The following is a 13,875-nucleotide window of genomic DNA, read 5'->3' on the forward strand; positions in this document are numbered from 1 at the left end:
GGCTATCATGAAGAAAGAGGAGCAGCCTAATAACCCCCTCCATGGAAAAACGCTGGAAATGATTCTTAATCATCTGGTAGCGCATTTCGGCTGGAAGCAGCTTGGGCTGATTATCAATATCAACAGCTTCAATCATGAACCCAGCATCAAGAGCAGCCTTAAATTCCTGCGCAAAACTCCCTGGGCCCGCAAAAAAGTTGAGGATTTATATCTGGAAGTGGTGAGTCGGGAGCCCGGTGAGTGAAGCCATTTTATTATGTATAGCTAGGGATAAACCACAGGTTATCCCAGGGCGCCCCGAAGGCTCCGCTAAACTGGCGGCAGAGGGGAATAATGAAAGTTTTTCCACTCCTTATCTCCGTAATTAGTAAGGCTGATGGATATTAAGCTTATACTACTGCTGAAAGCCTAGAAGAGTTAAAGGCTAACAATATAATCTGTCAATTTTTATATTGGGCAACCGGCCAAAAAGAAATATCTTGGAGAATTTTCTCTTTAAGGGGTATCTTCCCTCTTTCTTTGATCTTTATTCTGTCATTAATGCAGCAGCCCTATTAAAAAAGGTGAGTATTTATTAAACTTTTTAAGTCAGTGTGTAACTGGCCAAAAGAAATTTTTGAAAAGCAGGGTCAGAAGATTCTGGGAGGTGCCCGTGAGGTAGGAAGAGAACTATCCCAGACCAATATTTAAAGGAAAATGGTGTTTAGCCGAGTTTTTAAAGTTTAAAATCAAATATCCCATTATTAATTCGTATAGTATCACAACCTAATTTGGTCAGCGTAGTATTAAATCTTCCGGAAATTATCCTGTTGATTGTATCAAGTTTAGTAATTTCCAGAGTTCCTTCTCGGTAAGCAGGAACATCATCTGAATATCCCTTCCCATCCCCATAGTAGCAATCCTCATCCTGGAATGTAATCATCCCGGTTTCTGGATCATCTAAACTGTAAACCCCTTCACTATTAACCCCGCTCATAGAGAGAAAAATGCTTTCGTCCTGCGTATCTGTAACTCTATAGGCCTTAATAAACAAAACACCACCACCATATCTTTCATCAATGTTATAACTTACCCTCAGGTTGGTCGAAAACAGGTGGGGTCTACCCTTTGGGAGCCACAGTTCTCCATTAACATAGGCTGCAAAAATATCCTCCCCACTTTCAGAATATTCAGGCATAACTTCCTCTGTTTCGCAGGAGATAAGAAGAAATAGAAGTACCATAAGTGGAAGAAGCTTTAGTTTGGAAAGTAGCATAGCTCATGTGTTTGGTAGTGATATCTTTAGTATACCATTTCTTAAACAAAATCTATAATTTATTATTTAATTTACTGTTTTAATTATTCTTTCCCCTAATTACGCGTGTTTAGCGTAGAAGGAACCAGTTATCGCTCAGTTTAATAAATGACATTCAAGTAGGACCCACTGGCGTGCTTTTACAACGGATGCTAAATAACTGAGAAGGTACACCTTACAAACGCGCACCAGCTCAGCTGTAGGAGTTTCTTCTTCACATTTTGCCCTTCCATCCTTTCTTGCCTAACCCCCAATAATTTGTACCTTTGCGACCAGCTATTGCTATTTTTCATTTTTGCGCTTTAACCTTTTTAATATGAAAGCACTTGTCTTAGCCAGTCCCGGCCAAATTTCCGTTATAGATAAACCGCAGCCTGAACCCAAAAGAGGAGAGGTACTGGTGCACCTAAAATCAGCAGGGCTCAATCATCGCGATCAATGGATACGCGAAGGGAAATATCCTGGCATTCAGGAAGGGGTAACGCTTGGTTCAGATGGAGCTGGTCAGGTCATCAGGGCTGGTAGCCCTGAGGGTGAACCATGGGTAGGACGTGAGGTAATTATTAACCCCAATGTGGGCTGGGGTGGTAATCCTGCGGTACAGTCGGCAGACTATAAAATACTGGGTATGCCGGTCGACGGCACTTTTGCTGAATATATATGCGTTTCAGTGGATCGCCTGGCTGATAAGCCGGCCCACCTGAGCACAGCCCAGGCCGCGGCGCTTCCCCTTGGCGGCTTAACTGCTTTCCGGGCTGTATTCACAAAAGGGGAGCTAAAGGCAGGGGAGAAGGTGCTGATAAGTGGTGTAGGCGGAGGCGTTGCTCAGTTTGCTTTTCAGTTTGCCATGGCTGCTGGTGCAGAAGTATGGGTAACCTCCGGGAGTCAGGAAAAAATTGATTATGCCGTAAAATTGGGTGCTAAAGGAGGTTTTAATTACAAAGAAGAAGGGTGGCATAAAGCAGCTAAAAAGGCGGCTGAGGGGGGCTTTGATCTTATTATCGACAGCGCCGGAGGAAATCCAATGGTTCAGCTGATCGATACTTTGCGACCTGCAGGGCGGCTGGTGTATTATGGAGCTACTTTAGGCGTTCCGGCCAATATTCCTCTGCATAAAATGTTCTGGCAACAGATTCGTTTGCAGGGCTCTACCATGGGAAATGATGAAGAGTTCCAGGAGATGATCCGCTTTGTTGAAAACCATCAACTAGAGCCCATCATGGAGGAGCCGCTGCCGTTTGATAGTATAATGGAGGCTTTCGATGCCATGAAGGAGGGAAGGCAGTTCGGGAAGCTGGTAGTGCTGATTTAGTTGTATCGTTCGGTGGAGGAAAAAGAAAACAAAGCTTACTGCCCATTAATCATTCTCGAACTGCCAGTTGGTGTAGGCGGTTTGCAGCTCCCGTAAGGCATGAGAATCCCCAGCCTGTCGAGCTTTAATAATACCGGTTTTGTAGACTTCCTCCGCCTTATCCTGAAGGTCTAAATCTGTGTAAAGGGCGGCAGCATGGTAATAAGTTGGGACGTAATCCGGATGCTCCAGCAGGAGCTGCTCAAAATAAGTTAAGGCGGTTTGTGGAGCTTCTTTTACATATTCCGTAGCAAGGGCGTACAGGAGAAATGGATCATTCGGATCATCTTCTAAAAATTTCTTCAACTGACTGATTCGTTCTGCATGCATAACATTTTTGTTCTATTTTGATTTTTTCTGTAAATCCGTAACTTCGGGTCAAATTTAAGGTTATATTTTAGCATTCATTAATAATTTTTAGTTTATGAAGATACTTGTTTGTATTACTCACGTACCGGATACTACTTCCAAAATCTCTTTTTCGGATAATAACACCAAACTAAATTCAGCAGGCGTACAGTTTATCATTGGCCCTTATGATGATTATGCCCTCGCCCGTGCCGTTGAGTTGAAAGAAGCCAGCGGAGGCACTGTAACCGTTCTTAATGTTGGTGAAGCTGATACTGAACCTACCATCCGTAAAGCCTTGGCCATTGGTGCCGATGATGCCATCCGCATCAATGCTTTCCCAACCGATTCCTATTTTGTAGCACAGCAAATTGCCGCGGTAGCAAAAGAAGGAAATTACGATCTTATCCTGATGGGGCGCGAATCCATCGACTTTAATGGTGGTATGGTGCACGGAATGGTAGCTGAAATGCTGGGCCTCCCTTCTGTATCGCCGGTTATGAAGCTGGATATTGATGGTGGAAAGGCCACCCTTTCCCGCGAAATTGAAGGTGGTAAAGAAACACTTGAGCTAAACCTGCCATTTGTGGCCGGTTGCCAGGAACCAATTGCCGAATGGAAAATACCGAACATGCGCGGTATTATGTCGGCCCGGACTAAAAAGCTGGAGGTAAGAGAGCCTGCACAGGCCGAAACCAAAACAAAGCTTGACAATTATGAGCTCCCTGCCCCTAAAGGCGAGGTTAAAATGATCGACAAAGATAATGTGGATGAACTGGTTCGCCTGCTTAAAAATGAAGCGAAAGTAATCTAATCTTCTGTCAGACTCTCTTACTTATTATTTTATCGTGTACCTAAGAAATTTTTATATATGTCAGTTTTAGTATTTATAGAAAGTGCCGACGGGGCCATCAAAAAATCATCACTGGAGGCCATAGCTTATGGCGCTGCCATGAATCAGGGCGATGTTACAGCTCTCTTCCTTGGCCAGATTGACCAGGCAGAGCTGGAAAAAGCAGGAAATTTTGGTGCTGCAAAGGTGCTGCATGTAAACGATGAGCGCCTGAACAATGGGATCATACAGGCTTATTCAAGCGTATTGGCACAGGCCATTGAAAAAACAGGCGCCAGGTTTGTTGTGCTGGCAAAATCTGCCTTAGGCGACCCGGTAGCTGCGCGTGTAGCCATTAAAATCAATGGCAGCTTTGTTTCGAATGTAACTGGTTTGCCCGATACCAATGGAGGCTTTAAGGTTACCCGTAGCATCTATACAGGCAAAGCCTTTGCCAATGTAGAGATGACTTCCGATGTAAAAATTATCGGGATCAGGAAAAATGCCGTTGAGCTGAATGAAAGTGGAAGCAGTGCTACCATTGAAACCTTTGATGCCCAGTTGAGCGATGCAGACTTTGGCGTACAAATTAAAAATATTGAAAAGCAGGAAGGTGATGTATTATTGCCGGAAGCCGATATTGTGGTTTCAGGAGGAAGAGGCCTGAAAGGACCGGAAAACTGGGGCATGATTGAAGACCTGGCTAAAACTTTAGGGGCGGCTACAGGCTGCAGCAAGCCGGTTTCAGATATGGGATGGCGCCCCCACCACGAACACGTGGGCCAAACAGGTGTAAAAGTCAGCCCAACACTGTATATTGCAGTCGGAATTTCAGGAGCTATCCAGCACCTTGCCGGGGTCAACTCCAGCAAAGTAATTGTCGTAATTAATAAAGACGAAGATGCTCCGTTCTTCAAAGCAGCCGATTATGGTATTGTTGGCGATGCTTTTGAGGTAGTTCCAAAATTAAATGAGGCCTTAAGAGCCGCCAAATAATAAAAATCGGAAAGTGGAGAAAATAAAACTAGATATTCTGGGTCTATCCTCCAGTCAGTCACAGTCAGGTTCATTTGCACTGGTGTTGGGTGAAAGCAATGGGAAGCGCCGCCTGCCAATAATTATTGGTATGTTTGAGGCACAGGCCATTGCCATTGAAATAGAAAAAATTATCCCAAACCGGCCAATGACCCACGACCTCTTTAAATCCTTTGCCCAAAGCTTCGACTTTGAAGTGGAAGAAATTGTGATATCGGATTTAAAAGAAGGGGTTTTCTTTGCCAAGGTGGTATGCTCAAATGGAGTGAAACAGGTGGAGGTGGATGCCCGTCCTTCCGATGCCATAGCCATTGGCCTGCGCTTTAATGTGCCTATTTTTACCTACGAAACCGTTTTGGCCGAAGCCGGCATTGTTCTCACCGACGAAACGGAGGAAGAGGAAGAAGTAAAACCAAAAAGAGAAGCACAAAAGAAACAAAAGCCCGAGCGGGAACAGCTGAAGGATGTTTCAAACGATAAGCTGAATAAAATGCTGGATGAAGCCCTTGCCAAAGAAGATTATGAAAAGGCTGCCAAAATCCGCGATGAATTAAACCGCAGAAACTAATTTTCTCCCGACTTAAATAAAATGAAAGGAGCCATTGCCAGACAGGTAATGGCTCCTTTTTTCTTCCTGAAAAATAGATGGAAAGCGGCTACTGTTCCATAAAGAATACCCCCTTTCTTAGCATCTGAATGTTTCCTTCCTTTTAACCATCTGTGATGGTAAACCTGGAGGAGGTAAAGGATGGGGCAGGTTAATCCTCTTCCCTAACCCGGCTTCGCCTTTTGCTTTGCTGAAGGCCCGGGCACAATAATAATTTTTTTATTCTCTCAGATAATTCTAATTTTAAGGCCGCAAACTTAAGAACATAGTGGATTATATAAGAGCGTTCATTGGTATTCTTGCCTTTATTGGAGTTGCCTTCCTTTTTTCCCGAAATAAAAAAGCAATTGATTGGCGCCTGGTGGCAATAGGTATTTCCCTCCAGGTAATTTTCGGTCTGTTAATTACCCAGGTCGGTTTCGTTGCCGAAGCCTTTTCTGCAGTTAGCGAAGCTTTTGTAATTTTTCTGAATTTTAGCGAAGAAGGCGCCCGCTTTCTCTTTGGTAGCCTGGTAGACCCTTCCGGAAGCTGGGGTTTTATTTTTGCCTTTAAAGTTTTACCCACTATCATCTTTTTCTCTACTGTAACGGCGGGTCTTTATTACCTGGGTATCTTACAGAAAGTAGTATTTGGTATTGCGTGGATAATGGCGCGAACCATGCGCCTTTCAGGTTCTGAAAGCCTTTCTGCCGCCGGTAATATATTCCTGGGCCAAACGGAAGCACCGCTACTGGTAAGGCCGTTTGTCCCCAACATGACCCGCTCTGAGTTAATGTGTTTGATGACGGGAGGTATGGCTACCATTGCCGGAGGAGTGTTAGCCGGATATGTTGCTTTCCTCGGCGGAGATAGCATTGAACAACAGACCCGTTTTGCTACTTATTTGCTGAGTGCCAGCATTATGAATGCTCCTGCTGCCATCGTAATTTCTAAGATTTTAATACCGGAAACCCAGCCAGAGCAAATTGATACTGAGCTTAAGGTCAATACCGAAACACTGGGAGTTAACCTTATCGATGCCCTTTCGGCTGGAGCGGCCGAAGGCCTTAAACTCGCTCTTAATGTAGGTGGAATGCTGCTGGCTTTTATCGCTGTAATTGCAGCGCTTAATTATCTGTTATTGGAAATCGGCGACCTTCTTAACCTAAATGCACTTATTGCAGGCAGCACTGAGGGAGCTTTTGAAGGACTTTCGCTTGAATACCTATTGGGCCAGATTTTCAGGATATTTGCATTTATAATGGGTGTGGAGTGGGAACAAACCTTGAAAGTGGGAAGTCTCCTGGGACAGAAAACGGTTATTAACGAATTTGTGGCCTACCTGAGCCTGGCAGATATGAAGGCTGCAGAGGTATTGAGTGAGAAGTCCATCATCATTGCTACTTATGCCCTTTGTGGCTTCTCTAATTTCAGCTCTATTGCTATTCAGATTGGCGGCATTGGAGGTATGGCACCTAACCAGCAGGGGGAATTGAGTAAGCTGGGGATGTGGGCCCTTTTGGCTGCTACCATTGCCTGTATGATGACCGCCACCATTGCCGGTGCGATGATGATTTAAAAAAATTGTTAAATGTTCATTGGAATAATGAAGCGAAGCTGGATTAAACCGGCTTCGCTTTTTTATTAATCAGGTAATTTAAGCAGCAATTGAGGGTCCGGGCAGAGCCTTTTATACTTTTCAAGCTCCGAAGGTGCTGCAACACCCGGAAAGTCGCCGGAATTTCCACCCAAATCCAGAATTAGCTGGAAGTGCAGGTGAGATGGCCAGTCACCGTTTTCCGGGAAAGGTCCTAACTCTGTAAACGCACTTCCTTTTTCAACCTTTTGACCAGCAGAAAGACTTTTGATGGAGGCCCGGCTTAGGTGCCCGTATAGGGTGAAAAAGCGCATACCTTCAAGTTCATGAAGTAAAATTATAGTCGGACCGTAATCCCCGAAAGCATCATTATCCTGCAGACTGTGGACCCGGGCTTCCAGAGGGGCATAAACAGTGGAAAAAGCAGGCGCCCATATATCAATGCCGAGGTGAATGCTCCTGTCTTCACTTCCGCCAAAAACATCACTTCTTCGATAAATGGCCCTGTTCTCAAGATAACCGCCTATGCCCATTTTGCCACCCTCCGCTTCAATGCTCCTGTTAATAAAATTTTGAAACGCTTGGGTATCTTTCAAATTAACCTCCTGCAATTCTTGGTTAGAGGAAGAAAGGTCGAGGTGTATTACCTGCTCCCGCTTTTCCGGCCAGTCCAGCACAGCTGAGAATTCTCTTTGATGTTTCCGGAGGAGGGAGGATAAACTAACCGTTTGATTTTTCATGTTTTGTAAAATTCAGTCGGTAAATCTAATAAAAATTGCGAAGCCTTACGTATGCTTGTTTTTCAATTCCAACCATTATAGCTTAGACTTCGTCTTTTCGGCAGAAGTATCCAATATTCAAACATGATGAAGCAGCCTTTATGTTTATTAATGACATTATTACTACTCCTGACTGCCTGTAGTAAAGATGAACTAACTAAACCGGTAGAAGTTAACCTGCAGATGTTAATCGAACAGGAAGAGGTGGTAACTGCCCGTATCAGTGAGAAAAATACGTTAAATGTGGAAGGGGGCCGCTATCTTTTGTCAGGACTGGAGTTTGAAGGATACAGGGAGAGTGGGGAGGATTACTTTTTCAGTAAAGAATTTGAAGATGGACTGGAAGCTGACCTGCAGGCAGGCAGGCCCTCAGCTGTATTTGCTTTTGATATGCCGCAGGGAGTATACCAGCGGATTTCCATGGCACTACATATAAAGAAAGCAGAAGTGGATGATGAAAAGGAAGAGGATGATGATAAACCCTTCAATGAGGATGCTTCTCTTATTTTAAACGGATATTATACTAATTCCCGGGAAGAGCAAATTCCGTTTATTTTTGTTTATAACTTCGATGATACCTTTGAGTATAGTTTACCTGTAACAGGAGCTGAAGAGGTGGTTTCAATCAGTAACGGGAGAAATACCAGTGCAAAAATAAGATTCAATCCCTCTTACTGGCTCCAGCAGGTCAATGGCCGAATGCTACAAAGTGCTAATTTAATTGAAGTGGAAGGTGAACCTACCATCCTTATTTCAGAAAACAGCAACGAGCACATTTTTAGTTTGCTGAGCAGCCGAATCGAAAAGGCCTCAGATTTAACCTTCGAATAAGAAGCTTCATGCCATCACCAAAAGAATTGACAGATGAGGAGCTACTGAAAGGCTGCCTTCGTAAAGAACGGAAGTACCAGGAGCTACTTTACAGGAGGTATGCCAAGAAAATGTATGCTATCTGCCAGGCTTATGCCCGTGATAAAGAAGTGGCGCAGGATATACTGCAGGATGGCTTTGTGAAGGTTTTTACTAAAATTAATACCTTTAATCCCGACAATTCTCTCGAAGGCTGGGTAAGGCGTATCATGACCAATACCGCCATTGATTACTTTCGGCAAAATAAAAAGCTCGACAGGTTTATTGAACTGGAAGAGCAGCACAGTGAGGAAACCTCTGATGATGCTGTCAATAAAAAGATCAATGTCGATGAAATTCTCTACTACCTCGACCGCCTGCCGGATGGTGCCCGCATGATTTTCAACCTTTATGCTATTGAAGGGTATTCTCATAAAGAAATTGCAAAGCAGCTGAATATTAGTGAAGGCACCTCTAAATCGCAGTTCAGCAGGGCCCGCGGTCTTATTAAAACTTATTTAAGTGGTTTACAAGGAGGTGTGGCATGAAAAAGCAAGATCAGTTTATCGATTGGCTGCGCGATAAGGTCCTGAACAACCCGCAGGAGCCTCCAATGGAAGCGTGGCAGCAAATTGCCGAAACCCTCGATGTGGAAGATGCCTGGGAGAATATTGGAGAGGAACTTGATGTGGAAAGTGTATGGGAGAAGGTTGATCAGCGCCTCTACCGTTATGAAAACCTGCAGTTCTTCGAAAGAATAAGTTATGGCCTTTCAGCCCTTGCAGCCATTCCTTTACTTTTATTTTCTTTATGGGCGCAGGAGCCTGAAATTGCTCATCTGCAAAACCAACATTCTTTTTTAGAAGAGAGCCCGGTGGGAAGTGCAGAAGAGGCGGCCGGAGAGCCCATTGTTGATCAGGAACCGAATGTTACAGCCCAGCCAGCAACCCGAAAAACGGCAGAAAAAAGTAATTCTTACCCCATCCAGACGAAAAAGAGAAGTGCAGCTTCAGAAGCTGAGATTTTTGTGAAGGAACCTTCTGCTTCTGGAAAGAAAGCTATCATTGACGGTGGCAAGGTAGCTGAGCCTGAGCAGGAGGCCAGTTCAATTGCTTCAGATAAGGCCAACCTAATGCAGAAGGAGCTTCAGGATGTGAAAATTGCGGCAGAGGTACCAATGGCAGCCAGAAAGGACCAGGATTTAAGTGTACCCGAAAAAGTAACAGCAGCTATAAATTTAGTTGAAGAAGTGGGACAGGAAGTCCCTACGGATAAGGCTGTTCTTCCAAAAATGACAGTCGGAATGGGGGCTGCAGCCAAAATATCCTGGTTCATGAATGACAAAACCCGTGAGGCCCTGGAGCGGGAGTCCCTAACCACGGCAGTACCTGCCGTATACACTGACTTATTCCTTTTGTACGGTTTCCGGATAAATGACCAGATGATGCTACAGGCAGATGTTTACCTTTACGACTGGGGTGGACAGCAGTATAAGGAATACCGGAATGGTACTTACGGCAAGGTAGAAAATAAGCTCCTGTACAGGAGCCTTGGTATAACGGCCCTGCAGCAGGGCCGCAGAGTGGGCTATGGCCGCCATCCACTTTTTGCATACTATCAGGCCGGGATTTACGGCGGGCTGCTACAGGAGGCAAAAGAATATGCTTTTACCGGAACTGTAGACCGGACGGAGGAATTTAGCCGCGTACACTTCGGTGTTCAGTTTGGCTATGGTTATAATTGGTATGTTCTGGAAAATTTGGCCGTTTCATATGGAGTACGTGCTCGTCTGGATGTGCTTAATGCATATTCCGGCACTAGTGCCATTCCGGCAAGTTTCCGTAGAACCAGAAATGCTTCACTGGATTTTAACCTGTCGTTGAAGTATCTCATCGGGAAATAAAATTTTCCTGAACGTTCCAACTATGTGTAGCAGTAATACGTCTTTCCATCAAACCAACTATTAAATTCATGATAAAAGGAAGAATACTTTCAGCATTAACCGCTGCGCTCATCAGCAGTTCCATTCTTTTTTCCTGTTCAGATGATAATGAGTCGCAGGGTACCCTTAGCCTGAGTCTTACCGATGCACCTACCGATGCAGAAGATATTGCAGGGGTATATGTTACCATTACTGGTGTGGAATACAGAGCCGAAGGAGAAAGCTGGCAGCCGCTGGAAAATTTTGGAGAGCCCTACAAAGTAAACCTGCTGGACCTGACAAATGGAGAAACAGCTCTGTTAGGCGACTTTTCTGTTGAAGCAGGGAATTACGATGGACTTCGTTTTATATTAGATGCCGCTGAGAATGGTGGTTCCGTTAACAATCCTGCCACTTATCTGGAATTTACAGATGGGCGTCAGGTGCCGCTCTTTGTACCTAGCGGAACCCAAAGCGGGTATAAAGCCAAAGGCACTTTTAGTGTACCTGTAAACGGAACAGTTTTTATTACGGCAGATTTCGATGTGCGAAAATCTGTTGTAGAGGCAGGCGCAAGCGGTAAATACCTACTGAAGCCAACCATCAGGTTGGTGGTAAATGAGCAGGCAGGCACAATTAGTGGCACTGTAGGTGAACTGGAAGAAGGAAAGAGATATGTTGTGTATGCCTACGAAAAAGATGCTTACACAGAGGCAGAAGCAGCGGAGCCTGCTGAGGGAGAAGCTCGTTTCCCTACTGCAGTGAGCAGTACAGTTATAGCGAGCGATACAAAAAGCTTTGAGCTCCACTTTTTAGCCGCAGGTGAATACCAGCTTGTAATTGCTGCATATGCAAATGACCTCTTTGAAGAGGTGGTATATGTATCGGAGGAGCTATTGCTGGTAGAGAGTGAAAAAGTAGTAACAGTAGATATTACTTTATAATTTTAAATTGTGATGATGATGGAAGGCGTCGGGGAATTTTCTCCGGCGCTTTTTCTTTTTCCAACCATTTGCCACTGGCGTTCGTCTTCCTTACGAAACCATAAAGAAGATGCTATGAAATCATTTAACTTCTTTCATGTGGCGCTGGGAGCTTTCCTTTTTCTGGGGTTTATTTCTGTCCTTGATAATGGAAGGGCAGAGGCAGGATTAGGTATATTCAATTCAATGGAAGAGAAAATCATGCACCATTGGGTTATCGCAGAGGCAATTGATGCGGAAAGTAAAGATGGTTTGGATGGGGTATATAGTGGCTTAAGCTGGCAGTTTCTTAATAAAGGAGGCTTCGTGGTTTTTAAAGACCAGGTGATTGATCAGACAGGGAACTGGCAGATAAAGAATAATACGCTTCAAATAAAATATGATTCGGCTGAGGAAGTGCAGCAATTTACTATTAGCCACCTTGGCCGTAATGAGATGCAGCTAAGTAGCAATAATGTTCAGTTAAAACTCTTAAAGTTAGACGATTAGAGCATGAAAAAAGGCTGGGTTTTGTGCAACTAAAATCCTGATGAAACTTTCTCTCTATCGTTAAAAAAGCCTTCCGGAATTTCCGGAAGGCTTTGATTTTTTATCAGAACTCTGACAGGAGCTTTACACTCCTACACTGGCCGCTTTTGGAGCTCCGGCCATAATTTCCTCATTTGCATAATCGGAGAACTTCTCAAAATTCTTATTAAAGGACTGTGCCAGCTTTGCGGCTTTGGCATCATAGGCTTCTTTGTCTTTCCAGGTATTGCGGGGGTTCAGGATTTCTGAAGGCACACCTGGGCAGGAGGTAGGCATTGCCACTCCAAATACAGGATGTTTTTCAAAATCGGCCCCTTCCAGCTGGCCTTTTAAAGCAGCTGTAATCATGGCGCGGGTAAACTTCAGTTTAATGCGACTGCCATCACCATAGGCGCCACCACTCCAGCCAGTGTTAACCAGCCATACATTTACCTTGTTCTCATCCATTTTCTTACCCAGCATTTCGGCATACTGGGTTGGGTGTAAAGGAAGGAAAGGGGCACCAAAGCAGGCAGAGAAAGCTGTCTGTGGTTCGGTTACCCCTGCTTCTGTTCCGGCTACCTTTGCCGTGTAACCAGAAATAAAGTGGTACATGGCCTGACCTTTACTTAATTTTGAAATAGGAGGTAATACCCCATAAGCATCACAGGTAAGGAAGAAAATATTTTTAGGCACCCCGCCTACAGAAGGTTCTACCGCATTGTCTATATGATAGATAGGGTAAGCTGTACGGGTATTCTGGGTTACGCTGGTATTGGTGTAATCAACCGTACGGGTACCGGGGAAAAAGCGGGTGTTCTCCACAATAGCTCCCCACTTAATGGCATCCCAAATCTGGGGCTCATTTTCACGGGTAATATCGATGGTTTTAGCATAGCATCCGCCTTCGAAATTGAACACTGCCTTGTCCGTCCAGCCATGCTCATCGTCTCCAATCAGTTCACGGTCTGGATCTGCGGAAAGTGTGGTTTTACCAGTACCGGAAAGGCCGAAGAAAACGGCAGTATCGCCCTCAGCTCCAATATTGGCTGAGCAGTGCATGGAGAGAATTCCCTTGTCCTGAGGGAGGAGGTAATTTAATACAGAGAAGATACCTTTCTTCATTTCACCTGCATAGGCAGTACCCCCAATCAGGATGATTTTCTTGCTCAGGTTTAGGATAGCAAAGTTTTCCTGACGAGTCCCATCCACAGCCGGATCGGCTTTGAATTCCGGAGCACAAATGATGGTAAAGGTAGGGTTAAAATTTTCCAGCGCTTCTCTTTCCGGGCGCAGGAACATATTGTGGCAAAACAGATTTTGCCAGGCCTGGGTATTAATTACCCGCAGATCCAGGCGATGTTCGGCAAGGGCACCTGCATAGGCATCGCGAACATACAGTTTTTTATCTGCCAGAAAATCTGTCATCTTTTTATGAAGAAAATCAAAATTCTCTTCAGAGAAGGGGATATTAATATCGCCCCACCAAACCGTATCGGCAGTCTTGCTGTCTTTTACGATGAAGCGGTCTTTTGGTGAACGACCGGTAAACTCACCTGTATCGCACATTAAGGCACCTGTATCCGTCAGTACCCCTTCTTTATTAGAAAGGGCCTCTTCTACAAGTTCGGCTGGAGTTAAATTCCAGTGAACTTCTTTGGCACGGGAAATACCTGCTTTTTCTAAACCGTTCTGATTGGGTTTAAGTCCGAATTCTTGCATATGCTTTTTATGTGAAGTATATATTAAAAAATTAATTTCAAACGTTTGCACAAATATAATAGGAAACTTTT

The 13,875-nt window shown here is 44.4% G+C and carries 15 protein-coding genes; 11 read left to right on the forward strand and 4 right to left on the reverse strand.

Annotated elements, in window-relative coordinates; all coding sequences use genetic code 11:
* The first annotated feature begins 7 nt into the window (after nt 1-7).
* On the forward strand, nt 8-244 hold the full coding sequence (locus F752_RS0110310) for a VF530 family protein (protein WP_017731656.1): 237 nt from the start codon (nt 8-10) through the stop codon (nt 242-244).
* 471 nt (nt 245-715) lie between these two features.
* Here F752_RS0110310 and F752_RS0110315 read toward each other — a convergent pair whose 3' ends face one another.
* Nucleotides 716-1,255: a DUF6252 family protein gene (locus F752_RS0110315; protein WP_152425100.1), complete on the reverse strand. Its 540-nt coding sequence runs from the start codon at nt 1,253-1,255 to the stop codon at nt 716-718.
* Nucleotides 1,256-1,610: 355 nt separating this feature from the next.
* Between F752_RS0110315 and F752_RS0110320 the strand changes: the two genes are divergently transcribed.
* Nucleotides 1,611-2,606, forward strand: a complete 996-nt coding sequence (locus F752_RS0110320) for a zinc-binding dehydrogenase (protein ID WP_026135653.1) — start codon at nt 1,611-1,613, stop codon at nt 2,604-2,606.
* A 45-nt stretch (nt 2,607-2,651) separates the two neighbouring features.
* Here the strand turns inward: F752_RS0110320 and F752_RS0110325 are convergent, their stop codons facing one another.
* On the reverse strand, nt 2,652-2,975 hold the full coding sequence (locus F752_RS0110325; protein WP_017731660.1) for a hypothetical protein: 324 nt from the start codon (nt 2,973-2,975) through the stop codon (nt 2,652-2,654).
* A 94-nt stretch (nt 2,976-3,069) separates the two neighbouring features.
* On the opposite strand from F752_RS0110325, the gene F752_RS0110330 reads away from it, so the two are divergent.
* From F752_RS0110330 to F752_RS0110350, 4 genes are all read left to right on the forward strand, one after another.
* Nucleotides 3,070-3,807: an electron transfer flavoprotein subunit beta/FixA family protein gene (locus F752_RS0110330; protein WP_017731661.1), complete on the forward strand. Its 738-nt coding sequence runs from the start codon at nt 3,070-3,072 to the stop codon at nt 3,805-3,807.
* Nucleotides 3,808-3,864: 57 nt separating this feature from the next.
* Complete coding sequence (locus F752_RS0110335) at nt 3,865-4,821, forward strand: electron transfer flavoprotein subunit alpha/FixB family protein (protein ID WP_017731662.1); 957 nt, start codon at nt 3,865-3,867, stop codon at nt 4,819-4,821.
* Between the two features lie 13 nt (nt 4,822-4,834).
* Complete coding sequence (locus tag F752_RS0110340) at nt 4,835-5,428, forward strand: bifunctional nuclease family protein (RefSeq protein WP_017731663.1); 594 nt, start codon at nt 4,835-4,837, stop codon at nt 5,426-5,428.
* Between the two features lie 307 nt (nt 5,429-5,735).
* Nucleotides 5,736-7,025 carry a NupC/NupG family nucleoside CNT transporter gene (locus F752_RS0110350; protein ID WP_017731664.1) on the forward strand — a complete coding sequence of 430 codons (1,290 nt, stop codon included), beginning with the start codon at nt 5,736-5,738 and terminating at the stop codon, nt 7,023-7,025.
* Between the two features lie 65 nt (nt 7,026-7,090).
* Here the strand turns inward: F752_RS0110350 and F752_RS0110355 are convergent, their stop codons facing one another.
* Nucleotides 7,091-7,783 carry a peptidoglycan DD-metalloendopeptidase family protein gene (locus F752_RS0110355; protein ID WP_017731665.1) on the reverse strand — a complete coding sequence of 231 codons (693 nt, stop codon included), beginning with the start codon at nt 7,781-7,783 and terminating at the stop codon, nt 7,091-7,093.
* A 150-nt stretch (nt 7,784-7,933) separates the two neighbouring features.
* Here F752_RS0110355 and F752_RS0110360 point away from each other — a divergent pair, with 150 nt between their 5' ends.
* From F752_RS0110360 to F752_RS0110380, 5 genes are all read left to right on the forward strand, one after another.
* Nucleotides 7,934-8,653, forward strand: a complete 720-nt coding sequence (locus F752_RS0110360) for a hypothetical protein (RefSeq protein ID WP_017731666.1) — start codon at nt 7,934-7,936, stop codon at nt 8,651-8,653.
* An 8-nt stretch (nt 8,654-8,661) separates the two neighbouring features.
* Entirely contained in the window at nt 8,662-9,219 is a 558-nt protein-coding gene (locus F752_RS0110365) for an RNA polymerase sigma factor (RefSeq protein ID WP_026135654.1), read from the forward strand.
* The gene (locus tag F752_RS0110370; RefSeq protein ID WP_017731668.1) at nt 9,216-10,574 is read left to right on the forward strand and encodes a hypothetical protein; all 1,359 of its coding nucleotides are present in this window, start codon (nt 9,216-9,218) and stop codon (nt 10,572-10,574) included. The genes F752_RS0110365 and F752_RS0110370 overlap by 4 nt, the downstream gene beginning before the upstream one ends.
* Nucleotides 10,575-10,642: 68 nt before the next feature.
* Entirely contained in the window at nt 10,643-11,536 is an 894-nt protein-coding gene (locus F752_RS0110375; protein ID WP_017731669.1) for a DUF4382 domain-containing protein, read from the forward strand.
* 114 nt (nt 11,537-11,650) lie between these two features.
* Nucleotides 11,651-12,064, forward strand: a complete 414-nt coding sequence (locus tag F752_RS0110380; protein WP_160164104.1) for a lipocalin-like domain-containing protein — start codon at nt 11,651-11,653, stop codon at nt 12,062-12,064.
* 123 nt (nt 12,065-12,187) lie between these two features.
* Here the strand turns inward: F752_RS0110380 and pckA are convergent, their stop codons facing one another.
* Nucleotides 12,188-13,804: a phosphoenolpyruvate carboxykinase (ATP) gene (gene pckA, locus F752_RS0110385; protein WP_017731671.1), complete on the reverse strand. Its 1,617-nt coding sequence runs from the start codon at nt 13,802-13,804 to the stop codon at nt 12,188-12,190.
* Between the last annotated feature and the right edge of the window lie 71 nt (nt 13,805-13,875).

The organism is Nafulsella turpanensis ZLM-10, from assembly GCF_000346615.1.
Lineage (GTDB): Bacteria > Bacteroidota > Bacteroidia > Cytophagales > Cyclobacteriaceae > Nafulsella > Nafulsella turpanensis.

Excerpts from the sequence above, each read along its gene's own strand:
- F752_RS0110315 (WP_152425100.1), bottom strand. The coding sequence starts at position 1,255 with ATGCTACTTTCCAAACTAAAGCTTCTTCCACTTATGGTACTTCTATTT.
- F752_RS0110325 (WP_017731660.1), bottom strand. The coding sequence starts at position 2,975 with ATGCATGCAGAACGAATCAGTCAGTTGAAGAAATTTTTAGAAGATGAT.
- F752_RS0110360 (WP_017731666.1), top strand. The coding sequence starts at position 7,934 with ATGACATTATTACTACTCCTGACTGCCTGTAGTAAAGATGAACTAACT.
- pckA (WP_017731671.1), bottom strand. The coding sequence starts at position 13,804 with ATGCAAGAATTCGGACTTAAACCCAATCAGAACGGTTTAGAAAAAGCA.
- F752_RS0110335 (WP_017731662.1), top strand. The coding sequence starts at position 3,865 with ATGTCAGTTTTAGTATTTATAGAAAGTGCCGACGGGGCCATCAAAAAA.
- F752_RS0110330 (WP_017731661.1), top strand. The coding sequence starts at position 3,070 with ATGAAGATACTTGTTTGTATTACTCACGTACCGGATACTACTTCCAAA.
- F752_RS0110375 (WP_017731669.1), top strand. The coding sequence starts at position 10,643 with ATGATAAAAGGAAGAATACTTTCAGCATTAACCGCTGCGCTCATCAGC.
- F752_RS0110320 (WP_026135653.1), top strand. The coding sequence starts at position 1,611 with ATGAAAGCACTTGTCTTAGCCAGTCCCGGCCAAATTTCCGTTATAGAT.
- F752_RS0110370 (WP_017731668.1), top strand. The coding sequence starts at position 9,216 with ATGAAAAAGCAAGATCAGTTTATCGATTGGCTGCGCGATAAGGTCCTG.
- F752_RS0110380 (WP_160164104.1), top strand. The coding sequence starts at position 11,651 with ATGAAATCATTTAACTTCTTTCATGTGGCGCTGGGAGCTTTCCTTTTT.
- F752_RS0110355 (WP_017731665.1), bottom strand. The coding sequence starts at position 7,783 with ATGAAAAATCAAACGGTTAGTTTATCCTCCCTCCTCCGGAAACATCAA.
- F752_RS0110310 (WP_017731656.1), top strand. The coding sequence starts at position 8 with ATGAAGAAAGAGGAGCAGCCTAATAACCCCCTCCATGGAAAAACGCTG.
- F752_RS0110365 (WP_026135654.1), top strand. The coding sequence starts at position 8,662 with ATGCCATCACCAAAAGAATTGACAGATGAGGAGCTACTGAAAGGCTGC.